Source organism: Endozoicomonas sp. ALB091 (assembly GCF_049310265.1).
GTDB lineage: Bacteria > Pseudomonadota > Gammaproteobacteria > Pseudomonadales > Endozoicomonadaceae > Endozoicomonas.
This window is the reverse complement of the sequence record NZ_JBLYNQ010000006.1, coordinates 327,629-349,999: the sequence shown is the minus strand read 5'-3', so window position 1 is coordinate 349,999 and position 22,371 is coordinate 327,629. Positions and strand designations below refer to the sequence as shown.

General features: G+C 49.1%; 17 protein-coding genes. 11 read left to right on the top strand and 6 right to left on the bottom strand.

What is annotated here, in order from left to right:
• Window positions 1–128: 128 nt before the first annotated feature.
• On the bottom strand, window positions 129–1,199 hold the full coding sequence (locus tag ACO6UX_RS08535; protein WP_422446698.1) for a hypothetical protein: 1,071 nt from the start codon (window positions 1,197–1,199) through the stop codon (window positions 129–131).
• Window positions 1,200–1,671: 472 nt separating this feature from the next.
• Window positions 1,672–3,234, bottom strand: a complete 1,563-nt coding sequence (ilvA, locus tag ACO6UX_RS08530; protein ID WP_422447915.1) for a threonine ammonia-lyase, biosynthetic — start codon at window positions 3,232–3,234, stop codon at window positions 1,672–1,674.
• Between the two features lie 125 nt (window positions 3,235–3,359).
• On the opposite strand from ilvA, the gene rpiA reads away from it, so the two are divergent.
• From rpiA to ACO6UX_RS08485, 9 genes are all read left to right on the top strand, one after another.
• Window positions 3,360–4,034: a ribose-5-phosphate isomerase RpiA gene (gene rpiA, locus ACO6UX_RS08525; protein ID WP_422446696.1), complete on the top strand. Its 675-nt coding sequence runs from the start codon at window positions 3,360–3,362 to the stop codon at window positions 4,032–4,034.
• A gap of 213 nt (window positions 4,035–4,247) precedes the next feature.
• Window positions 4,248–5,372: a branched-chain amino acid ABC transporter substrate-binding protein gene (locus ACO6UX_RS08520; protein ID WP_422446694.1), complete on the top strand. Its 1,125-nt coding sequence runs from the start codon at window positions 4,248–4,250 to the stop codon at window positions 5,370–5,372.
• 168 nt (window positions 5,373–5,540) lie between these two features.
• A complete protein-coding gene (livH, locus tag ACO6UX_RS08515; RefSeq protein ID WP_422446692.1) occupies window positions 5,541–6,467 on the top strand; it encodes a high-affinity branched-chain amino acid ABC transporter permease LivH in 927 nt (308 codons plus the stop codon).
• The gene (locus ACO6UX_RS08510; RefSeq protein WP_422446690.1) at window positions 6,464–7,804 is read left to right on the top strand and encodes a high-affinity branched-chain amino acid ABC transporter permease LivM; all 1,341 of its coding nucleotides are present in this window, start codon (window positions 6,464–6,466) and stop codon (window positions 7,802–7,804) included. Before livH ends, ACO6UX_RS08510 begins: the two co-directional genes overlap by 4 nt.
• Before the next feature lie 18 nt (window positions 7,805–7,822).
• Window positions 7,823–8,590, top strand: coding sequence for a high-affinity branched-chain amino acid ABC transporter ATP-binding protein LivG (gene livG, locus ACO6UX_RS08505; protein WP_422446688.1), 768 nt, complete (start codon window positions 7,823–7,825; stop codon window positions 8,588–8,590).
• A 17-nt stretch (window positions 8,591–8,607) separates the two neighbouring features.
• The gene (locus ACO6UX_RS08500) at window positions 8,608–9,309 is read left to right on the top strand and encodes an ABC transporter ATP-binding protein (RefSeq protein WP_422447913.1); all 702 of its coding nucleotides are present in this window, start codon (window positions 8,608–8,610) and stop codon (window positions 9,307–9,309) included.
• Window positions 9,310–10,157: 848 nt separating this feature from the next.
• Window positions 10,158–14,336, top strand: coding sequence for a response regulator (locus ACO6UX_RS08495; RefSeq protein ID WP_422446686.1), 4,179 nt, complete (start codon window positions 10,158–10,160; stop codon window positions 14,334–14,336).
• Entirely contained in the window at window positions 14,333–15,163 is an 831-nt protein-coding gene (locus tag ACO6UX_RS08490) for a CheR family methyltransferase (RefSeq protein ID WP_422446684.1), read from the top strand. The genes ACO6UX_RS08495 and ACO6UX_RS08490 overlap by 4 nt, the downstream gene beginning before the upstream one ends.
• Before the next feature lie 190 nt (window positions 15,164–15,353).
• Window positions 15,354–16,697 carry a diguanylate cyclase domain-containing protein gene (locus ACO6UX_RS08485; RefSeq protein WP_422446682.1) on the top strand — a complete coding sequence of 448 codons (1,344 nt, stop codon included), beginning with the start codon at window positions 15,354–15,356 and terminating at the stop codon, window positions 16,695–16,697.
• A gap of 170 nt (window positions 16,698–16,867) precedes the next feature.
• On the opposite strand, the gene ACO6UX_RS08480 is transcribed toward ACO6UX_RS08485, so the two are convergent.
• The gene (locus tag ACO6UX_RS08480; RefSeq protein WP_422446680.1) at window positions 16,868–18,133 is read right to left on the bottom strand and encodes a 6-phosphofructokinase; all 1,266 of its coding nucleotides are present in this window, start codon (window positions 18,131–18,133) and stop codon (window positions 16,868–16,870) included.
• Window positions 18,134–18,364: 231 nt separating this feature from the next.
• On the opposite strand from ACO6UX_RS08480, the gene mpl reads away from it, so the two are divergent.
• Both mpl and ACO6UX_RS08470 read left to right on the top strand, forming a co-directional pair.
• Entirely contained in the window at window positions 18,365–19,738 is a 1,374-nt protein-coding gene (gene mpl / locus ACO6UX_RS08475) for a UDP-N-acetylmuramate:L-alanyl-gamma-D-glutamyl-meso-diaminopimelate ligase (RefSeq protein WP_422446678.1), read from the top strand.
• A 9-nt stretch (window positions 19,739–19,747) separates the two neighbouring features.
• The gene (locus ACO6UX_RS08470; RefSeq protein ID WP_422446676.1) at window positions 19,748–20,371 is read left to right on the top strand and encodes a flavin prenyltransferase UbiX; all 624 of its coding nucleotides are present in this window, start codon (window positions 19,748–19,750) and stop codon (window positions 20,369–20,371) included.
• Here ACO6UX_RS08470 and ACO6UX_RS08465 read toward each other — a convergent pair.
• The 3 genes from ACO6UX_RS08465 to ACO6UX_RS08455 form a co-directional block, all read right to left on the bottom strand.
• Window positions 20,339–21,289, bottom strand: coding sequence for a hypothetical protein (locus ACO6UX_RS08465; protein ID WP_422446674.1), 951 nt, complete (start codon window positions 21,287–21,289; stop codon window positions 20,339–20,341). The two genes, ACO6UX_RS08470 and ACO6UX_RS08465, sit on opposite strands and share 33 nt — an antisense overlap.
• A 58-nt stretch (window positions 21,290–21,347) precedes the next feature.
• On the bottom strand, window positions 21,348–21,656 hold the full coding sequence (locus ACO6UX_RS08460) for a hypothetical protein (protein WP_209203357.1): 309 nt from the start codon (window positions 21,654–21,656) through the stop codon (window positions 21,348–21,350).
• 109 nt (window positions 21,657–21,765) lie between these two features.
• Window positions 21,766–22,212 (bottom strand): hypothetical protein, encoded by a 447-nt coding sequence (locus tag ACO6UX_RS08455; RefSeq protein WP_422446672.1) that lies wholly within the window; start codon window positions 22,210–22,212, stop codon window positions 21,766–21,768.
• Between the last annotated feature and the right edge of the window lie 159 nt (window positions 22,213–22,371).

The window sequence follows — 22,371 nt, the reverse complement described above, 5'->3', positions numbered from 1 at the left end:
GGTCTATGGCTTCACTAACAGACATTTCGGTAGTGCTGTTTTATGTTTGAGAGGCTGTATGTTTTTTATAAGCCGGGATCGCTTATCCCGGTTTATAAAAAATGACAGGTAAACTATTTGGTGATCTATCAATCAGGAGCTCGTCTGAATAAGGGATGATCTATATGCCCGGGTTCTAAAAGCAGCGAGGAAGGTGGGCCACCAAAGAACTGGATATCACATTCATCAGCAGATTTCTTCCTGTCATCGATATTAACGAGTGCTCCATTAAATAGGAAGCTCGCTCCAAGATCTTCAACAGTAATGTGTGCAGCCAAACCGGGTTCTGAGAGAAGGATTGTTTTGTGTATGAGTGTACCGTTAGGGTCGTAAAAAATAACCTTCATGCATCCATCCTGCTTTTTTAATCTCATGGCCATATCGTGGCCAGCTAATTCTTTATCTTTTCGTGAACCAAAAAGAAAATTCTTTTCATTACCAGCAGCCAAATTCCAGTACTTTTCTGTCAGCATCGTAAGAGCTTCAGAAAACTTTCCCTCACGGAAATAATATCCATCAGCAAAATAAGATTTTTTTGTAATTGGGCCATTTTCTAATCCATCTGGATTATGGTGCACAAATGATGAAGGACGATCAGGTGTATTTGCAAAGGTTGACTGTATTTCTTTCGGGGTAGCTACTTTATGAAAATCTTTTCTCCGACCAAACACTTTTGTGGCATAAGCCCAGGCGAAATGTCGGCAGACTATTGTTTTTCCAGGTGCTACGGTGTCAGTATCAGAGCGGTGGACTTGACAATTAAGGTTTATCGGGGGGTAGGAATTATCGGAATTATAGATGGGGATTGGGGCAACACTGCCATTCTCATTGAAAGCCAGTTTAACCAGCATTCCGCGTCCTTCTTTATACAGTTTTTCTATTTTATTGGAAATATAGGGGGTTGAGCTTTTACAGGCTGACGGAATGCTAATATCAAAGACATTTAATGGTTTATGGAGTTTTTGGGTATACAGTGCATCTGGGTGTTCTTTCATCAGCTTTTGGGTGTTACTGTCTAAGGCGCTAACAGAAAAACGACCATAATATGCCTTGATGCCATTAATAAGGCATTTTATGGCCCTGATTAGCAGTAAGGAATCTGCATTCTTGTGCCATGTAAATAAACGTGCGGCCTGAGCATCCAGTTTGATTTGATCCATTACGTAATATCCTTGTGTTATTTAATTCTTATGATTAATCTGCTCAAATTCTTTAGAGTATAAAAGTACTAATAAGTTCCGTGGCTGTTCCTCTTTTCAGAAAAGAGTGAAGTTTGTTGTTGCAGGCAGGATCGTTTGGTGAGTATCTATTGATTGGATTTTTGGGCTCGAGGCCCCACCGGCATGCGCCATAAAACTTAGAGATCATGGTGCATGACGTTAGGCTCGGGTGTCGGTTTCTTCAGGTGACGACCTGCATGTTTAGCCTCCTGGTACACGGTTTAAAGGTAATTGATGGGTTCCTTTTATTGGCGTCCAAACTCCGTTCGTCCTGAGCGTCCTTCGACCCCGCTCAGGATGCACGGTCGAAGGGCGTAAGCTTCATACCCTGAATAAAGACTGTGCCAATCACCCTTCGACTCCGCTCAGGGTGAACGGAGATTGTACACGTCAAACCCATTGAAACCATGCACTAGTCTCCCAGGAACGCCTTATAAGCCTCATTCTCATTTTCAGACCAGTAACGGTAGCCAATGGCATCAAGATATTCAGGGATATGCTGGTGCTCCTCTTCCGGGACATCCAGGCCTATCGCAACCCGTCCATAGGCCGCTCCGTGGTTGCGATAGTGGAACATGGTGATATTCCAGCGCTGGCCCAGTTTGCTCAGGAAGTTTAATAAGGCTCCCGGGCGCTCCGGGAATTCAAACCGGTAAACCTGTTCATTGTTGACCGCTTCGCTATGCCCGCCCACCATGTGGCGAACATGGAGTTTGGCCATTTCATTGTCGGTCAGGTCAACCACGGGGTAGCCGTGCTGCTGGAGTTCATTAACCAGACGGTCGATGGGCATCTGATCAGGGTGGACCTGAACACCGACAAAGATTCTGGCTTTGTCCGGGTTATGGTAGCGATAGTTAAACTCGGTGATATTTCTGCGGCCCAGCAGTTCACAGAACTGTTTAAAGCTTCCGGGTTGCTCCGGAATGGTAACAGCGATGATCGCTTCCCGCTTTTCACCCAGCTCTGTGCGTTCCGAGACATAGCGCAAACGGTCAAAGTTGATGTTGGCACCGCTGTCAACGGCCAGCAGTGTTTGGCCCCGGACCCTGTCCCGACTGACATACTTCTTCATACCGGCAATGCCCAGGGCACCGGCAGGTTCACAGACAGAGCGGGTATCATCAAAGATATCCTTGATCGCGGCACAGATTTCGTCGGCGGTGACGGTGATGACCTCGTCAATACACTCCCGGCAGATCCTGAATGTCTCTTCACCAATCTGCGCCACCGCTACACCATCGGCAAAGATGCCCACATGGGGCAGGACAACCCGTTCACCCGCATCAAGCGCCGCCTTCAGGCAGGCCGACTCTTCAAACTCAACACCGATGACTTTGACGTCGGGCCGCAGGTACTTGATATAGGCGCTGATACCTGCCGCCAGACCACCGCCGCCCACCGGGATGAACACCGCATCCAGGGCACCGGTCTGTTGACGCAGGATCTCCATGCCGATAGTGCCCTGACCTGCGATGGTATCTATATCATCATAAGGGTGAATAAAGGTGTAGCCGTGCTTTTCAACCAGGGTAAAAGAGTGAGCCAGAGCCTGGTCAAAAGCGTCGCCATGCAGTACGACCCTGGCTCCGTAAGCCCGTACCGACTTCACTTTGATCTCGGGGGTGGTGACCGGCATGACGATGGTGGCCTTGATTCCCATTTCCCGGGAGGCCAGAGCTACTCCCTGGGCATGATTCCCGGCCGAAGCGGCAATAACGCCACGTTCTTTTTCTGCCGTTGTGAGCTGGGCCAGCTTGTTATAAGCGCCCCGAATTTTGAAGGAGAATACCGGTTGTAAGTCTTCCCGCTTCAGGAGAACCCGGTTATCCAGGCGCTGACTGAGGAAGCGGGCCTCATCAATCGGGGTTTCGATGGCGACATCATAGACCCTGGCTTCCAGTATTTTTCGAATATAACGGTGTGGCATGCTGTCCTGCTGGTGTCTTCTGTTAGCTTTATTGAGTTCAGGCAGTGCTGCGAAGCTCTCATTCTATAGGAATAAGCTTCAGGATGGCACTCGTCCAATTTGCCGGAAAATGGTGTAATATACGGCGCGTTTTCAGCCCTATTAACCGCTCAGTATTATCAGGAAACCCCATGAATCAGGATCAGCTCAAAAAGGCCACCGCCGAAGCCGCATTGCAATATATCCTGCCCCATCTGGAAAAAGATATGGTGATCGGTATTGGTACCGGTTCTACTGCGCGCTTTTTTATTGATGCGCTGGCTGAGTACAAGGATGATTTTGATGGCTGTGTCTCCAGCTCTGAGGCATCTACCGAGCAGCTGAAATCCCATGGTATTCCTGTTTATGATCTGAATACGGTGTCTGACCTGCGCTTTTATATTGATGGGGCAGATGAAGCCAATGAACATCTTCACCTGATTAAAGGAGGTGGTGCGGCACTGACCCGGGAAAAGATCATTGCAGCGGTAGCCAGAGAGTTCATTTGCATTGCCGATGAGAGCAAGGCGGTGGGTGTGCTGGGTGAATTCCCATTGCCGGTGGAAGTCATTCCCATGGCTCGCAGTCATGTTGGCCGGGAGCTGGTAAAGCTGGGAGGGGACCCTGCCTACCGCGAAGGGGTGGTGACCGATAATGGTAACGTGATTCTGGATGTCTGGAATATGAAGATTCTGGACCCGGTTGCGCTGGAACAAAAAATCAATGGCATCGTTGGTGTGGTGACCAATGGTCTGTTCGCCTGTCGTCCTGCTGATGTGCTGCTGTTGGGTACAAACGACGGTGTTAGAACAATTACCGGCAAATGATTAAAGCGGGTTCTCTGGAACAGCTGTGATCTTTAGTTATTGATAGGTGGATTCCGCTGTTGCCATAAAAAAACCGCAATATTAGGCTGGATCGAATAGAAAAAATCCTTAATATAGCTATTGCTAATAATAAAAATGCTTGGCGACCTGCGTTGAGCGTAGTGAATGCTCTGTAAACTCAGGCATGAAAAACAACAATAAAGAGTGACTGACATGCTGAAATCATTCAATAAAAAAATGGCAGTCTTGACTGCCGCAGTGGCACTGGGCAGTGCATCCATCGCATCCGCAGAAGATACCATCAAAATCGCCCTGGCAGGCCCGGTAACCGGACCAGTTGCCCAGTACGGCGATATGCAGTTTATTGGTGCCAAAATGGCCATTGAGCAGATTAACCAGGCGGGTGGCGTCAATGGCAAGGAGTTGGAAGGGGTTGTCTTCGATGATGCCTGTGACCCCAAGCAAGCCGTAGCGGTTGCCAACAGGATTGTAAACGACGATATACGATTTGTTGTCGGTCATCTCTGTTCTTCTTCAACTCAGCCTGCTTCTGATATTTATGAAGATGAAGGTGTCTTGATGATCACCGCTGCCTCAACCAGCCCGGACATCACCACCCGTGGCTATGAGCTGATTTTCAGAACCATTGGTCTGGACAGCATGCAGGGGCCAACGGCTGCGAAATACATCATTGATGCGGTAAAACCACAGAAAATGGCGGTGATTCACGACAAGCAGCAGTACGGAGAAGGCCTGGCCTCCAGTGTTCGTGACGAAGTTCAGAAGGCCGGAGTTAACGTTGCGCTTTATGAAGGTGTAACGGCCGGCGACAAAGACTTCTCTGCCCTGATTGCCAAGCTCAAGAAAGAGGATGTCGATTTCGTTTATTACGGTGGTTATCACCCTGAGCTGGGCCTGATTTTGCGCCAGAGTGCAGAGAAGGGGCTGGATGTTAAGTTCATGGGGCCTGAAGGTGTCGGCAACAAGGATATCTCTGCCATTGCCGGTGAGGCCTCAGAAGGCCTGCTGGTCACTCTGCCCAAGAGTTTTGACCAGGATCCGGCCAATGCCCGGTTGGTGGAGGCATTCAAGGCCAGGAGTGAAGATCCTTCCGGCCCGTTTGTCTTTCCCGCTTACTCTGCGGTGCAGGTCATGGCAGATGGCATGAAGCTGTCCGCCAGTGAAGACCCTGAGAAAGTTGCCGGCAGCCTGCGTGCCAATAACTTCAAAACACCAACCGGTGACCTTGGCTTTGATGGCAAGGGTGACTTGAAGGACTTCAGCTTTGTCGTTTATCAGTGGCATTCTGATGGCAGCAAAACTGCCCTGACCAAGTGATCGGAACAGTGCCCTGCCTCCATGGGCAGGGTATCAATAAAGGAAATAGTGCAGTCTAATAACCAGACGGCACCAGTCTAACAATGAGAAAGCAGTAAAAGGCCTGCAGGGAGTGCAGAACGCCATAAGCGTTATTGCAACATGCGGGCCTTTTTTATGGATTCGACCATGCCTGAGTCAGCCTATTATTTTATCCAGCAATTGCTGAACGGCCTTACTGTCGGGAGCACCTATGCCCTGATAGCCATCGGTTACACGATGGTCTATGGCATCATTGGAATGATCAACTTTGCCCACGGCGAGATATATATGATCGGCAGCTATGTTGCCTTTGCCGTGCTGGCCGGTCTTGCCTTGATGGGGGTTGACAGTATTGCCCTGATGCTGGCCGCCGCCTTTATCATCAGCATTATTATTACCAGTACTTATGGCTTTGCCGTTGAGCGTGTGGCCTATCGACCATTAAGAAACAGTAATCGACTGATTGCCCTGATCTCGGCAATTGGTATGTCGATTTTTCTGCAGAACTATGTCCGTATCGCCCAGGGCTCGAGAGATGTCGCAATGCCCAGCCTGATTACCGGTGGCTGGACGTTTGGGCCCGCTGATGCGTTTAATGTCACTCTGTCGTACATGCAGGTGGTGATTTTCATTATTACGTTTATCACCATGACACTTCTGACGCTGTTTATTTCCAAATCAAGGATGGGGCGTGCATGCCGGGCATGTGCAGAAGACCTGGGCATGACCCGGCTGCTTGGCATCAATACCAACCAGGTTATCTCCATGACCTTTATTATCGGTGCGGCACTGGCGGCAGTGGCCGGTGTTTTACTGGGGCTCTACTACGGCGTTATTAACCCCTATATCGGTTTTCTGGCGGGTTTGAAAGCGTTTACAGCGGCGGTTCTTGGTGGCATCGGCAGTATTCCGGGAGCTGTGCTTGGCGGCCTGATTCTTGGTGTTACCGAAGCGTTTACCGCTGGGTATTTCAGTAGCGAATATAAAGACGTCGTCGCCTTTAGTTTGCTGGTACTGATTCTGTTATTCCGACCTTCAGGGATTCTCGGCAAGCCGGAGGTAGAAAAGGTATGAATAGTCAGTCATCTACCACACTGCGCTGGTTTCCCGCTTTTATGGCAACCGGAGCGCTGTTGCTGCTTGCTGTGTTAATGCTCGGGGTTCAGCTATCCACTGAAAATACAGAGTTGGTCGTTTACTTTGCGGCCAGTGAACGGTGGCAGCTGATTCTTGCCGGTGCTGTTCTGGTTTTCCTGGTTCAGTTATTCCGCAACCCCATCTCTGCTTTCTGGCAGGGAGCCAAAAAACACAACCCACTACCGCAGGTTCAGCTGCCATCACTGGATGACAATAAACCTCTGAAGCGGCTGCTGATCAGTTTTGCCGTGGCCGGGCTGCTGGTCTGGCCTTTCTTTGTTTCCCGTGGTGCGGTGGACCTGGCAACGCTGGCGCTTATTTATGTCATGCTTGGTCTGGGCCTTAACGTGGTTGTTGGTCTGGCAGGTCTTCTGGATCTTGGTTATGTGGGCTTCTATGCCGTTGGAGCATACAGCTATGCGCTGTTGAGCCAATACTTTGGTCTCGATTTCTGGAGCTGTCTGCTGATTGGCGGTGTTATGGCGGCATTCTTCGGCTTTATCCTGGGGTTTCCGGTATTAAGGCTTCGTGGAGACTACCTGGCCATTGTTACCCTTGGCTTTGGCGAGATTATTCGTATTTTGCTGAATAACTGGACCTCAATTACCGGAGGGCCGAACGGGATCAGTCAGATTCCAAAACCAACGTTGTTTGGTCTGGAATTTTCCCGGCGAGCCAAAGAAGACGGCAATGTACCATTTCACGAGTTCTTCGGGATTGACTACAGCAGCGGCTATAAAGTGATTTTCCTTTATATCCTGGCGCTGCTTCTGGTGCTGTTAACGCTCTACATTATTAATCGCCTGTTAAGAATGCCGATTGGCCGGGCCTGGGAAGCACTTCGGGAAGATGATATTGCCTGTCGCTCACTGGGTTTGAATCCAACAGCCATCAAACTGTCGGCCTTTACCATCGGTGCGGCGTTTGCCGGATTTGCCGGTACTTTCTTTGCGGCCCGGCAGGGTTTTATCAGTCCGGAGTCTTTTACCTTTATTGAGTCAGCCATCATCCTTGCGATTGTGGTCCTGGGAGGCATGGGGTCACAGATGGGCGTTATTCTTGCCGCCATTATCATGACCGTACTGCCCGAGTTTGCCCGGGAGTTTCAGGAGTACCGGATGCTGATGTTTGGCCTGATGATGGTGTTGATGATGATGTGGCGTCCGGAAGGATTGATGCCCATGAAACGTCCACATCTGACGTTGAAAGATCATCCGTCGGATAAAAAAGATGATGCTTCTGTTAATCGTCAGCCCATTGCTGAAAGCGTTTAATCTGCAGGGAGTTATAAGATGAGTCAGTGTTTGCTGGAAGCATCGGATCTCAGTATGCGCTTTGGCGGTCTGCTGGCCGTGGATCAGATGGCGCTCAAAGTTCGTAAAGGCGAAATTGTCTCCATGATTGGCCCGAACGGTGCCGGGAAAACGACAGTGTTTAATTGTCTGACCGGCTTCTATAAGCCAACCGGAGGGAAGATTATTTTTCAGGGCCAGGCGGTAGAAAAGCTGCCTGGCTTTAAAATCGCCCGTTTGGGTGTGGTGCGAACTTTTCAGAATGTGCGGTTGTTTAAAGCCATGACGGTTCTGGAAAATCTGTTGGTGGCCCAGCACCGTCATTTAAACACAGGGTTGTTGGCCGGGCTGTTTAAAACACCTTCGTTTCGCAAGAGTGAGGCCGAAGCGATGGAGCGGGCCGCTTACTGGCTGGATAAAGTGGGCCTGACTGAGTTTGCCAATCGTGAAGCCGGAAACCTGGCCTACGGTCAGCAGCGACGACTGGAAATTGCCCGCTGTATGGTGACCGACCCACAACTGTTGATGCTGGATGAGCCCGCTGCTGGACTGAACCCTAATGAAACCCGGGAGCTGGATAAGTTGATTTCCGATCTCAGGAAAAATCATGGTGTGTCAGTGCTGCTTATTGAACACGACATGAAACTGGTAATGGAAATCTCGGACCGGATCTATGTTATTAATCAGGGGAGGCCCCTGGCATCCGGAACACCGGAAGCGGTGCGCAATCATCCTGAAGTGATCAAAGCTTACCTGGGGGAGTCCTGATGAATAACGATAAACCACTGCTAAGCCTTGAGCATGTTTCTACCTTTTATGGCCAGATTCAGGCACTGGAAGACGTGAGTGTAGAGATCCGGGCCGGTGAAATTGTGACGTTAATTGGTGCCAATGGTGCGGGAAAAACCTCTCTGCTGATGACACTCTGTGGTGATCCACGGGCGAGCAGTGGACAGATCTTTTATGGTGGGCGGGACATTACCCGGGACGATACGGCGAATATCATGCGCTCCGGTATCGCCCTGGTGCCGGAAGGTCGGCGTGTCTTCTCCCGGCTCACTGTGGAAGAAAATCTCAGCATGGGTGGCTTTTTCACTGATGAGCAGGATTATCGTCAGCTGTATCGCCATGTTCTTGAGCTGTTTCCACGTCTTGAGGAGCGCCTCACCCAGCGGGCAGGCACCATGTCCGGAGGTGAACAACAGATGCTGGCCATAGCAAGGGCACTGATGAGTAAGCCCAGGTTATTATTGCTGGATGAACCATCACTGGGCCTGGCTCCTATCGTGATTCAGCAGATTTTTGACATTATTGCCAGGCTGAGGGATGAAGGAATGACGATATTTCTGGTTGAGCAAAATGCCAACCAGGCGCTGAAGCTGGCAGATCGCGGCTATGTGCTTGAAAATGGGAAGATTGTTCTGCATGACTTCGGACAGGCTCTGCTAGTGAATAAATCTGTCCAGGAGGCCTATCTGGGAGGGTGATTGCGGTATTTTCCTTTGATGTCTGAAGGGATTGCCATACGCGGCTTTGAGAGAACTTCTATCAATGGCTCCCGAGCTCTGTTCGTCCTGAGCGTCCTTCGACCCCGCTCAGGATGCACGGTTGAAGGGCGTAAGCACCATACCCTGAATAAAGACTGTGCTAATCACCCTTCGACTCCGCTCAGGGTGAACGGAGATTGTACACATCAAACTTATCGAAATGATGATGTACCAGCAGGAGCCGCTTTGGTTTCAATAGGTTAACTGGGTAAAGCTCTAGTATCAGCCATATTTTGGAATCAAAATAACAATTTAAATTTTTAATAGTAATTAAAATTATCATTATTTTTTATTTATTCATTTGAAATCAATCTGTTAATGGTGTGGTAGTTCTGGTTAAAAGGCCGTGTTCCCAGTACTATACTTTCCCTATAACTGAACCAGCAGTACAAGGAAGTGCACCATGAAACCTGAATACGATAAGCTGACCACACCGGAAGTATTGATGTTAGCCAGCTCACTGAGCGTTTTGGCGGGTTCACTGGTTACCCTTGGAATGCTGATTCAGTAGTCATCCGGCAATATCAGGGTTAAGTCTACGGTTACAAAGACCTGGCGAGTGCCCGCCAAGGTTTTTACCAGTCCAAAACAACACTCTCCTCCAAATCATCAGCATACCCTCTGGTGACTTCATCTTGATTTATAACCACCTGCAGCAGTCATCTCTGTGATGGATTTTTCTTTGGTTCTTATGGCACCAAACCCTAAGTTTTTTGTGCAATTTAACGATGATTAAGAGATGGAAAAGTTCCAGACTCCATCCTTTGCTAAAGCACAGAGATCAGGCCATGAGTTCAGAATCACCCAGTGAAAACAGTCAGCGAAAGACGGGTGGCCTGGCACTCACGCTTTTTCTCTGGTTTATTGTTTTATCCATTGGGCCTGTTGTGATTATTGGGCTGAATGAGTACAAGACCGGAAAAGAAGCCATTATCAAAGATCGTTATGATCAGCTTTCATCAGTAAATTTTCAGTTAACTCAACGCATTAATGAATACTTTGATACGGTGTTAACCAATTTATTCATTATGGCATCATCTTCCGAAGCATTTATTACCGAACTGGTGCTGGCTCCCGGCTTTAAAAGCCAGCCGGTTTCTGAGTTTATTAATTCCAGGGAATACGGGGATATCTATGAAAAGTACTCCATGGAGTATGTGGATTTCCTGCGATTCTATGACTACTCCGATGTGATTCTGGGCGATGCGGCAGGCAATATTCTCTTCACAGTGAATGAATACAGTGATTTAGGCAAAAACCTGTTCTCTTCAGAACTGGAAAATACGTTGTTTTCCCAGGCTGTTAAAGCCAGCCTGAATGGTCAGCAGCCAAAGTATGCCGACCTTGCTGCCTACCCGCCCATAGGCAATGAGAAAGTCATCTTTTTAATATTACCGCTGGCGGATTCTTTCCAGAAAGCGGTGGGTTTTATTGCGGTGCAGATTCACCCGAAAAATATTCAGGTGATGTTTGATAAAGGTGAGTCCAGTGACGTCGGTCTCTCGTCGTTTCTTGTCGGTAAGGATCGTAAAATTCGCTTTGGTACCCGGTTTGAAAATCAGGAACAGCTTAAATTTGGCGATGATAATCCGCTGATTAACCTGTGGTTAAGCCATCTTGAGGATGATGGGAGCTACAGAGAGGAAGAAGACCATTTCGGAGGATTTTCAGCAGATAATGGTCATGCTTTTGAGTCTATTGGCCAGCATGAGCATGATCTGGAATCCATTTCAGAAGATCTTGACGCTTTAAATCTGGACGAGCAGGACGTGTTCGGTCGGGCGGCTAAAGCGAGCTTGAACCATATTCGCAGCTACATTCATGGTGAAGAAGTTCTGGGGATTTATCTGCCAATCAATATTGCCGGAACCCCTATGGTCATCCTTTCAGAAGTAACGCACCGGCATGCTTTTTCCTCAGTTCAGGACTTTCAAAAACGTCTTTTTGTGCTTATCGCCATCACTTTTGCCCTGGTGGTGGTTATTGCTCTGTTTGTTACCCGACAACTGGTGAAGCCCATCCGCCGGATCACCCGGTGGGTCAATCGAGTCGCCGCAGGTGACTACGCCGAAGGGACTGTCCTGAACGGTAATAATGAGATCAGCGAACTCAGTCGCAGTTTTGCCCAGATGACCGAAAGGTTGCGTACCGTCAGTGCGGAAAATACCCGGAAAAACTGGCTTCAGGAAGGTATGGCCGGGCTGTACAACAGTGTGCGTGGTGAGCAGGCAATGGCTGAGCTGTGTCGTAACATTGTGACTTATATTGCCCGCTATCTGGATATGCATTCCGGTGCCATGTTTGTAAAAGATGATAACAACCGGCTGCAGTTGATGGGCACCTATGCCTGGAGTAAACGCAATCAACAGGCAAAGTCTTTTGCCATGGGTGAGGGGCTGATTGGTCAGGCAGCATTGGAAAGGGAAACGATGGAGATAGCCGATGTACCCGATGGCTATCTTGAAATTGAGTCCGGACTGGGCTCTGCCGGGCCGACTCATCTGATCATTGTCCCGCTGTGCTATGAAAATGATCTGAAAGGGGGCGTTGAGTTTGCACGGCTTGGTCCAATGACGGATGAGCAGCGCCTGTTTCTGCAACATTCTGTTGAAAGTATTGCCATTGCCATTAACTCTGCCCAGTATCGAACCCGGGTTAATCAGCTGCTTGATACCACCACCCAGCAATCAGAAGCACTAAAGGAACAAAAAGAAGAGCTGCGTTCGGTTAATGAAGAGCTGGAAAATCGGGCCGGTATTCTGGAAGAGTCTGAAGAAGAGCTGAAAGCCCAGAGTGAGGAGCTGCAGAAATCCAATGCCGAACTGGAAGAACTCAGCGAACAGTTGATGCTCCAGAAAGAAGAGATTGAGAGAAAGAATAAAGATATTGAGCTGTCCAGTAAAAAGATAGCGGAAAAGGCGGAGGAGCTTGCCCGGGCCAGTCAATATAAATCTGAATTTCTTGCCAATATGTCCCATGAGCTGCGCACGCCCCTGAATTCTTTATTGCTCCTTTCCCAGATGCTGGCAGAAAACGACGAAGGTAACCTGACAGAGGACCAGGTGGAGTCTGCACAGGTGATCTATAACGGTGGTAAAGAGTTACTCGAGCTGATCAACGACATTCTTGATCTGTCCAAGGTTGAAGCGGGAAAAATGTCGGTCAACCTTGATGATACGCCCCTGAATGAGATCAAAGGCAGTATTGAAGCCATGTTTAACCCGCTGGCAGAAAGCCGTGGCCTGCAATTTCAGATCAGCATAGAGAGCGGTACCAGCCGGTCTGTTTTCACTGATAGCCAGCGGCTAATGCAAATTATTAAGAACTTCCTTTCTAACGCGTTCAAATTTACCGAGAAAGGCAGTGTTCAGGTAAGGATGTTTAATGAAACCCGCCCTGGCCATTTTTCAGACGACACCTGGACTGGTTTTGCTATTAAAGATAGCGGGATCGGGATTCCCAAAGAGAAGCAGGAATCGATTTTTGGCTCATTCCAGCAGGCCGATGGGTCTACCAGCCGAAAATATGGCGGCACCGGGCTTGGTCTGGCGATCTCCAGAGAGATGGCAGAACTTCTGGGGGGCTTTATTGAGCTGGACAGCAAGGAGGGCGAAGGAACTACCTTTACCCTGTTCCTGCCGACTAATCCCGTGTGTTCTCTTGGTCCTGAGAAAGTACTGGCAGAAAACTATGTGTCCGATGTGTTTGACCAGTCTATGGGAGCGTCAGAGGCTCCTGCTCAAAAGCCAGAAATAAATAATGCGCCCCAGGAGGCGGAGTTATCTGTGCCTGCGGCATCGTTTGATTACCAGCTGCTGGTTATTGAAGATGATCCTCACTTTGTCACCATTCTTGGTCAACTGGCGGGTAAACATCACTTTGGCTGTATGCATGCAGAAACAGGAGAGCAGGGAATTGCCCTGGCCCGACAACATCAACCATCGGCCATTATTCTGGATTTAGGCTTGCCGGATATGGATGGGCAGGAGGTGCTTGCTCAGTTAAAAGGCGATGAGTCAACCAGGCATATTCCGGTGCATATTGTTTCGGGTCGGGATCCGGAGTTGGTTTCCAGTCTTGGCGCTATTGGCTATTTGAGAAAGCCCGTGACGGTTACCGATATTGATCAAGCGTTTTTGACCCTTGGGCAGGCCATTAGTCAGGAAATTCACGATGTACTGATTCTCGATCTGGATGAAGAGCAAAGATCCCTGGTAGGCAGCATGCTGGAACAAAAAGGGCTCCATGTAGGGTATGCCAGCACCGCAGAAGAGGCTGAGAAGAGGCTTGTTGATCAACAGTGGCATTGCCTGATTATGGACCTGGAGCTGGAAGAGGTACGAGGGTTGGAGTTCCTGGAAAAAATGACAGGCAAATTGGGATCAGATATGCCGTCAGTGGTGATTCACACCGCGCACCCTGTCGATAAGACTGAGCACTCCCGGCTGCAGGAATTCACCAATGCCATGGTGATGAAAGGTGATAGAGCCCTGGAAAGAATCACGGATGAAGTCAGCCTGTTCTTGCATACCGTTAATAAGGATCAGGAGGATGATACGCCCGATGAGCCGGTGGCCGGGTCAGAGAAGCGTCTTGATGGACACAAGATCCTGCTGGTTGATGATGACTTGAGAAATACCTTTGCCCTTTCCAAAGCCCTTCAGGGCATGGGGCTGGAAGTTGTGCTGGCAGACAATGGCAAAAATGCGATCAGTAAGCTTGAGGAAGAAGACGGCATTGAACTGGTGTTAATGGATATTATGATGCCCATTATGGATGGCTATGAAGCCACCGCCACTATTCGGCAAATGAATGAATTCAAAGATCTTCCGGTGATCGCCCTGACCGCCAAGGCCATGGCGGGTGACAAGGCCAAATGCCTTGAGGCAGGCGCCAATGATTACATGAGCAAACCGCTGGATATGGACAAGCTGACAGCAATGCTGAAGGTGTGGCTGCTGCGATGATGGAGACTTGCCCGGTAGCGGATCTGGAACTCGACTTACTGCTGGACGCTGTCAAGAAGCACTATGGCTATGACTTTCATGACTATGCCAAAGCATCCATGATCCGTCGGGTAAGAAAATACATGGAGCAGAGCGGCATCAACCATATCAGTGAGTTGATTCCCTTGTTCCTGCACGATCAACGGGCATTTTATCGCTTTGTGAAAAGTATTTCCGTTGTGGTGACGGAAATGTTTCGGGACCCGGATGTGTTTAAAGTCTTGAGGGAAGAGGTCATTCCTGTGCTCAAGACTTACCCGTTTATCAAGATATGGCATGCAGGGTGTGCATCCGGTCAGGAAGTCTACTCTATGGCGATCCTGTTGGCAGAGGAAGGGATACTGGATCGTTGTCAGATTTACGCCACGGACTTCAATGATGATGCTCTGAATCTGGCCAAAAAGGGGATTTATCCGGCAGAAGATATTGAACTTTATGAAAACAATTACCGCCTTGCCGGTGGGAAGCATAAGCTCAGTGATTATTTGGTCAGCCTCTATGATTCAATCAAGGTCAACAGTCGTTTATCGGAACGGCTGACCTTTGCCAATCACAATCTGGTGACGGATGGGGTTTTTGGCGAAATGCATTTGGTGATGTGCCGCAATGTACTGATTTATTTCAATGAGCAGTTGCAGGACAGGGCGTTAACTCTGATTCACGACAGTTTATGCCCGAGGGGATTTCTCTGTATCGGGCGCAGAGAGAACCTGAAGTTCAGCCAGATCAGTGAGCATCTTGAAGATGTCAGTAATAAGCTGCGAATTTACAGGAAGCTGGGCTCGTGAATTCAGTCGGCTGACAGAATCAATCCGACCTTCACCACCCCTTGGTAACATTTTGATTTTAAACGATTAAATATCGTGCCAACCATATATTCGAATAGAATATATGGTTCAAAATCAAATGATTACGTTATTTTGGTGGTGAAAGTGGGATCAATGGAACCTTTTGGGAATAAGACAGGGATTGTCTGGTATGGAGACAAAAAGCAAAGTCAAAATTCTGGTTGTTGATGACCGTCCGGAAAACCTGCTGGCGATGGATAAGTTACTTAAGCCGCTGGGGGCTGAGATTCACAAGGTGGATTCTGGCGAGAAGGCGCTGTCTGAAGTTCTGGCCCATCACTTTGCGGTTATTCTTCTGGACGTGCAGATGCCCGGCATGGATGGCTTTGAGACGGCGACATTGCTGCACAGTAACAAGCAAACGGCCAATATCCCCATCATTTTTGTGACGGCGATTAATAAAGATCAAAGCTACGTAGCCAAGGGTTATCAGTCGGGTGCTGTTGACTATTTGCCTAAACCGATTGTGCCGGAAATTCTTCTGGGTAAAGTGAAAGTATTTTTACAACTTGAGGAACAGCGGCTGGAGCTTGAACAGGTAACCAGGGAGTTGCAATGGATCAGTCAGAAGAACAAGCTGCTGCTGGACTGTGCAGGAGAAGGTATTGTCGGGGTGGATAAAGAGGGCAGGATAACCTTTATCAATCCGACAGCCTGTGAGTTGTTAGGCGGCGTTGAAGCAGCTTTTCTGGATCAGCATATCAGCCAGTTTCTTTTGGACGACACCACGGGTGAAACAGCTCAGGAGCAATGGCAGAAGTCAGCTATTTATCATGAGTGTCTGGAACAGGGCGGGACACTTAAACAGTCCACCGAATTAATCAACGTGAGCCGGGGACGGTTTCCGGCGGAATTCAATATTGCGGCCATCGTTAATAACAGGAACGCGGTTCAGGGAGCCGTGTTTGTCTTTCAGGATATAACTGAGCGCAAACAGCTGGAAGATCAGCTAGTGAAAATGGCCAAGTACGATAGCCTGACGGGGCTGGCTAACCGGACGTTATTCCTGGAGTTTCTGCAGTCCTCAATGGACCGCAGTGACCGCTACCAGAATAAGACAGTGGTTATGTTCCTGGATCTGGATCATTTTAAACAGATCAATGATCAGCTTGGCCATGATGCAGGGGATCAGTTACTGACCAGTGTTGCCAATCGTCTGGAGGGTTGTATTCGTAAGGTTGACCTGATTGCCAGGCTCGGTGGTGATGAGTTCGCCGTGGTTCTGGACGATGTCAGGAACCCGGAAGATGCCAGAACGGTTGCCAATAAAATTCTTGCGGCACTGAAGGAACCCCATGAACTGGGCGATGTTGCAAGAAAAGTAGGTACCAGCATTGGTATTGCGCTTTACCCTGAGAATGGCAGTGATGCTGACGGTTTGATCAAGGCGGCAGATGAAGCCATGTATGTAGCGAAGAATGAAGGTCGGAATGACTTTCGGTTTTATTCCGACCTTAACCCGGATATTTCATAAACTGCCCCGTTCTCGCTTGTCCTTTGCCACTCTAAGGGAGTTTTGTTCAGTCGACCGTACTCCCCGGTACGGCGCTCCCTCACAAAATCCCTTAGAGCGACAAAGTCCTACGCGAGATTCGGGGCAGTTTATGAAATATCCGGGTTAATCAATGAACGCTTAAGTTAACATTACACGTCGAATGCTGTATCCAGCTGTTTCTCGACAAACACTTTTTTCAACCTGGCAAAACGAGGTAAGCCGTTCAGGTAAGCTGGGTACTCCTCGCCTTCAATCAATGGTTCAAGGTAGCCCCGACAGGTTTGGGTAATGTTGAAGCCATCTTCATTGATAAAGTCCAGTGGCATTGTACGTTCAAAGTTGGCGACTTTTTCCAGTGCTACCTCTTTGATCGCCCAGCGATAGGGCATGTCAGACTCTCGAACGATGGCAGGCATTACGGCATTGTGACCGGTTACGGCCAGTTCAACCGCTGCTTTACCCACAGCGTAGGCCTGCTCTACGTCAACACGTGAGGCAATATGGCGGGCTGAACGTTGAAGGTAATCGGCGACAGCATAGTGGTATTTGTAACCCAGCTCCTGCTTGATCATATTACACAGGGCCGGAGCTACACCGCCAAGTTGCTGGTGGCCAAAGGAGTCAATTACGGTTGTGGACGCGGAGATAAAGCTGCCATCTTCGTATTTGGCTCCCTCTGAGGCAACGATCACGCAATAACCTTCGTTATTGACGGTTTCCTGAACTTTTTTGAGAAACTTTTCTTTGTCCAACGGCAACTCAGGGAACAGGATAATGTGCGGTGGATCACCATCCTGGCGGGCAGCAAGGCCGGTAGCTGCTGCCAGCCAGCCGGCATGTCGTCCCATGACTTCCATGACAAAGACCTTGGTTGAGGTATCGCACATGGAAGCAATATCGTGGCTGGCCTCTTTGGTGGATACGGCAAGGTACTTGGCCGCCGAACCAAAGCCCGGACAGTTATCGGTAACCGCCAGGTCATTATCGATGGTTTTGGGGACTCCGATACAGGTAATCGGGTACCCCATTTTTTCACTGAGCTGGGACACTTTCCAGGCAGTATCCATGGAGTCATTACCACCGTTGTAGAAAAAGTAGCCAATATTATGGGCCTGAAAGACTTGAATTAACCGACGATATTCCGCTTCACTCTCTTCAAATGACTTCAGCTTGTAACGACAGGAACCAAAGGCACCGCCCGGCGTCCTGAGTAATGCGCCGATGGTTTCATCGGACTCGTAGGAGGTGTCGATAAGCTCCTCACGCAAAGCGCCCAGTATGCCATTATGCCCTGCGTAGACTTTACCGATTTTATCCGGGTAACGACGAGCTGTTTCAATAACCGCGCAGGCGCTGGCATTGATAACAGCGGTAACACCGCCAGACTGTGCGTAAAAAGCGTGCTTCAATGTCATCGGTTAAATTCCGGGTGTTGCTGTGTGTTGTTTTGTGTTCTTGACTGGTTGCAGATGATACCCGATCAAGAGTTTATTGGTAGCGCTGTTATGTATCAATTTTATGGGCTGATGGTCTTTCAATGTCAACGTCCTTTTGCGCATAGGGCAAAAACAATGTCAAAATTCTGGTATCAGGGACTTTAGGATCTGTGCCCAAACCTGGAGCACTTTTTTTTGGAGAGATCGGGAATGCACATACACATTCTGGGTATTTGTGGAACTTTTATGGGAAGTCTGGCCATGCTGGCCAGAGAGCTTGGGTTTGACGTGTCAGGCTCTGATGAGAACGTTTATCCCCCGATGAGTACACAACTGGAAGAACAGGGTATTTCATTATTTCAAGGGTATGGTGCTGACGCGCTCAACCCGTCACCGGATCTTGTGGTGGTTGGCAATGCCATGAAACGGGGGATTCCCGCTGTAGAGTACGTGTTAGAGAAGGGGCTTCCCTACGTTTCAGGACCCGAATTTTTTGCCAGGTACATAGCCCCTGACCGCTGGGTATTGGCCGCTGCCGGTACCCATGGTAAAACCAGCACCAGCAGTATGCTGGCCTGGATTCTGGAATATGCCGGTATGTCTCCGGGCTTTCTGATCGGGGGCATACCGAAAGATTTCGGGATTTCCGCAAGACTTGGCGGTACTCCCTTTTTTGTGATTGAAGCGGATGAGTACGACACCGCTTTCTTTGATAAGCGCTCAAAATTTATTCACTACCAGCCACGAACCCTGATTATCAATAATCTTGAGTTTGACCATGCGGATATTTTTGATGATCTTGCGGCTATCCAGCGGCAGTTCCACCATCTGGTCAGGACCATTCCGGGTACGGGGCGAATTATTTATCCTGCCGGTACTCCCGAAATAGAAGCCGTTATGGCTATGGGCTGCTGGTCTGAGCAGGAAGAGTTAGGTGGCATTCATAGCCACTGGCAAGTTGCACCGGTCAGTAGCGATGGCAGCCACTTTAAGGTTTTGTATAAAGGCACTGAGGTTGGAACCGTGAACTGGCAGCAGGAAGGTGATCATAATGTTGCCAATGCCTTGGCCGCCATTGCTGCCGCTCACCATGTCGGTGTCTTGCCAGATACAGCCTGTGAGGCGCTTTCTGTCTTTCAGGGGGTAAAGCGGCGGATGGAAATGGTTGAGGAGGTTGGGGGAGTAAGGATTTATGATGATTTTGCCCATCACCCAACGGCGATTGCCACCACCCTCGCTGGGCAGAGGGCCAAACTGGGGGAAAATGCGAATATTCGAGTGATCATTGAACCCCGGTCAAACACCATGAAAATGGGCGTGCATCAGGAGACATTGATCGCCTCTACCGCAGAGGCTTCCGAAGTTATCTGGTTTAAACCACAGGGGCTTGACTGGCCACTGGCCGAGTTAGTGCAGGATAGCGCGATAAAGTCATCGGTTATGGATTCCACAGAAGCCATTGTGCGTTATCTGGTTGATACCGCCTCGGCTGGTGACCATTTGCTGGTGATGAGTAATGGTGGGTTTGAAGGGATTCATGGCCGTATAGCCAGTGGGTTGAAAGCAAAACTCCAGAAAAAATAAGGTTAAGTGATGAGTCGGTCAAATCCTGAAAGAGTAACATTAGCCATCACGGGGGCTTCCGGAGCCCAGTACGGGCTTCGGCTACTGGAAAGCCTCGTTGCGGCAGAGCGGCAGGTGTTTGTTCTGGTTTCCAGGGCAGCCAAAGTGGTTCTGGCCACAGAAATGGACCTTGAGATCGGTGATACGCCGGACGCTATTGAGCAATTTTTTACCAACCGTTACCGTGCTGCTCCCAGACAGATTCGTGTGTTTGGTGAGGATGACTGGATGTCGCCTGTCGCTTCAGGCAGTGGTGCTCCCAGCTCAATGGTGATTTGCCCCTGCAGTACCGGAACCTTGTCGGCCATTGCCTGTGGTTTAAGTAATAATCTGACACAGCGGGCAGCAACGGTGGTATTAAAGGAGCGACGCAAGCTGATCATTGTGCCCCGGGAGGCCCCCTATTCTGAAATACATCTGGAAAATATGTTGAAATTGAGCCGGATGGGGAGTGTTATTCTTCCTGCGTCTCCGGGCTTTTACAATCGGCCGGAAACCGTGGATGACATGGTCGATTTTATTGTTGCCCGGATATTGGATCAGCTGGGAATTTCTCAGAAGTTAATGCCGTCCTGGGGGGATCATTGTCTTTGAAGGGGCTGGTTGTTCTGCCCCCGGAATAAAAGGTTTCAGGTTGTAAAGCCATAACGCCAAGGCATCCAGATAGATGGGCAGATTGGTTGCCGGGTCTGCCGGACCTGCCGCCAGATCAATGTCAAAACCCGGCAACTCCTGTCTTACGACTTCTTTCTGGTAAATCCCATGGGGCTGTTCTGAGATAACCAGGGCAGTTCCCGGTAGTGGGCCTGATTTCACCCAGTGCTTGAGTGTGTCGCGGGTATTGGGCCTGTGCCAGAAGCCGTTCTTCCAGTTTCGTGGCGTATCAATAAACTCAACCGGGAGGGTTCTCATTGCTTCTGGAATGGGCACCAGTTGATGCAGCATGATTGCCGCCTCTGTTTCGGTAAAAGGGAGTGGGTCCGGGGTCTTCTGGTCAGGCTTTTTGGTGAGAATGTCCAGGTAGTCAGCCCCCGGGGTGAGAGGGCGTTGGCCCACCAGAAAAATCAAACGCTTGAATCGGACACCCTGACGCCACCACTCAGTTAACAAGTCCAGCCTGCGTTTCATGCCAGGGGCAGTGGCTCCCAATAGCAATGCATAATCATATTGCCTGGTTAATGGCCCGATGGGGGATATGAGTCCAAGCTTTTCAAGCAGATCAAGGACTCTGAACCTTTTGTCTGTTGATATATCCAGCCCTGGTAATTCCCACCGTTCCTGTCCCGGTTTTCTGCGCCAGACCTGGGTGGTATCGATCATGGACTCCAGGGTAGGGGCATGGGAAATGCGCAGCTCTGTTAACAATTCATCCAGTGTTAATGTGAGCGTTTTATAGTGTTGACCAGGATCGACGGTATCCGCCTGGGAAAGCATGGAAAGATACATGAGTGTCCCTACCAGAAACCGCTGGTAATTGAATCGGTAATGGAATCGACTCTTCCAGCTGGGCATTGTTTTTGTCCCTGAAGATGGCGCAGGGACAAGCATAGCTGGTTCTCTTAACAGGTTATTAATGCTGAGTTGACGCAGAAGTAGCGGTCTGGGCCTGTTGCTGGAGAATAAGCTGGCTCAGCTCAGGCTGTTCCCAGTTCTCCGGGTAGTGTTTGGCCATTGCTTCCATCATGACGGTGTATTCATCAGCCGGTTTTTTCAGCAGGTAAGTCAGGAAGGTAAAGATTCGGTCAGACATTTCTTTATTGATCTGATTCAGTTGTTGATCGTTTATCTGTCCTTTTTTCTGACACTCTTCAATGGTGGATTGACGAATGCAGTTGGCGGATATGATCAGCGCCAGTTTCTCGATGTTTTGATCTTCCATGATGGGCTCCATGCCTGTATAGATAAAATACGTTTACCTATATAAAACTAGTTGCTGTGGGAGGGGTTTCAAGCCTGACAAATAAAAACAGGAAAAGAGATTCCCCCGATTAAGGTTGAGACGACTTAAGATTGGTTAAATCGGGTTTATCCCGATCATTATTATACTCAACGCCCAGTTGCCAGCCTGTAGCAATCAGCAATCCGCCAACAGTCCCCCACAGCGGTCCGACAGGGGTTAAGACGCCTATAACGAACCCTGCCACACTGCCAATTCCGGTTTTGGTAAAAAAGGGCGGTAACATTTCACCCAAGTGTCTGGACACATAATTGACAAGCTTTACCGCCCGACTGTGGAGGCCTTTGAAAAAGCTTGAGATATTACTCCATGCGGAATGCTCTTCACTGGAGCTGGCGGACATGCGGGTTTTGGTAAAAATGCTGACGATTTTTCTGCCAAAGCTGTTGCCACCTTCATCACTGTGGCTCAGTGAAGCATCAGTAGAAGGGGTTGATGCGTTGGGGTTAATGCCAGCAGAGGGGTATGATACGGTCATTTCAAGCACACTTATAATGTTGGTTTGATAATTAAGACCAACAAAAGCAATTAAGGTTCCCACCTTTACTTGAAAATTTAATAGATCCTGACTGATGGGTAGAAAAACAGATCTTAAAGGGGGCATCCGGGTTTTGTTAATTCACCGGGACATCCCAAT

Excerpts from the sequence above, each read along its gene's own strand:
- ACO6UX_RS08510 (WP_422446690.1), top strand. The coding sequence starts at position 6,464 with ATGAATAGTCAGTCATCTACCACACTGCGCTGGTTTCCCGCTTTTATG.
- livG (WP_422446688.1), top strand. The coding sequence starts at position 7,823 with ATGAGTCAGTGTTTGCTGGAAGCATCGGATCTCAGTATGCGCTTTGGC.
- ACO6UX_RS08495 (WP_422446686.1), top strand. The coding sequence starts at position 10,158 with ATGAGTTCAGAATCACCCAGTGAAAACAGTCAGCGAAAGACGGGTGGC.
- ACO6UX_RS08485 (WP_422446682.1), top strand. The coding sequence starts at position 15,354 with ATGGAGACAAAAAGCAAAGTCAAAATTCTGGTTGTTGATGACCGTCCG.
- ACO6UX_RS08535 (WP_422446698.1), bottom strand. The coding sequence starts at position 1,199 with ATGGATCAAATCAAACTGGATGCTCAGGCCGCACGTTTATTTACATGG.
- mpl (WP_422446678.1), top strand. The coding sequence starts at position 18,365 with ATGCACATACACATTCTGGGTATTTGTGGAACTTTTATGGGAAGTCTG.
- ACO6UX_RS08480 (WP_422446680.1), bottom strand. The coding sequence starts at position 18,133 with ATGACATTGAAGCACGCTTTTTACGCACAGTCTGGCGGTGTTACCGCT.
- ACO6UX_RS08460 (WP_209203357.1), bottom strand. The coding sequence starts at position 21,656 with ATGGAAGATCAAAACATCGAGAAACTGGCGCTGATCATATCCGCCAAC.
- rpiA (WP_422446696.1), top strand. The coding sequence starts at position 3,360 with ATGAATCAGGATCAGCTCAAAAAGGCCACCGCCGAAGCCGCATTGCAA.
- ACO6UX_RS08470 (WP_422446676.1), top strand. The coding sequence starts at position 19,748 with ATGAGTCGGTCAAATCCTGAAAGAGTAACATTAGCCATCACGGGGGCT.
- ACO6UX_RS08490 (WP_422446684.1), top strand. The coding sequence starts at position 14,333 with ATGATGGAGACTTGCCCGGTAGCGGATCTGGAACTCGACTTACTGCTG.
- ACO6UX_RS08520 (WP_422446694.1), top strand. The coding sequence starts at position 4,248 with ATGCTGAAATCATTCAATAAAAAAATGGCAGTCTTGACTGCCGCAGTG.
- ACO6UX_RS08455 (WP_422446672.1), bottom strand. The coding sequence starts at position 22,212 with ATGACCGTATCATACCCCTCTGCTGGCATTAACCCCAACGCATCAACC.
- ACO6UX_RS08465 (WP_422446674.1), bottom strand. The coding sequence starts at position 21,289 with ATGCCCAGCTGGAAGAGTCGATTCCATTACCGATTCAATTACCAGCGG.
- livH (WP_422446692.1), top strand. The coding sequence starts at position 5,541 with ATGCCTGAGTCAGCCTATTATTTTATCCAGCAATTGCTGAACGGCCTT.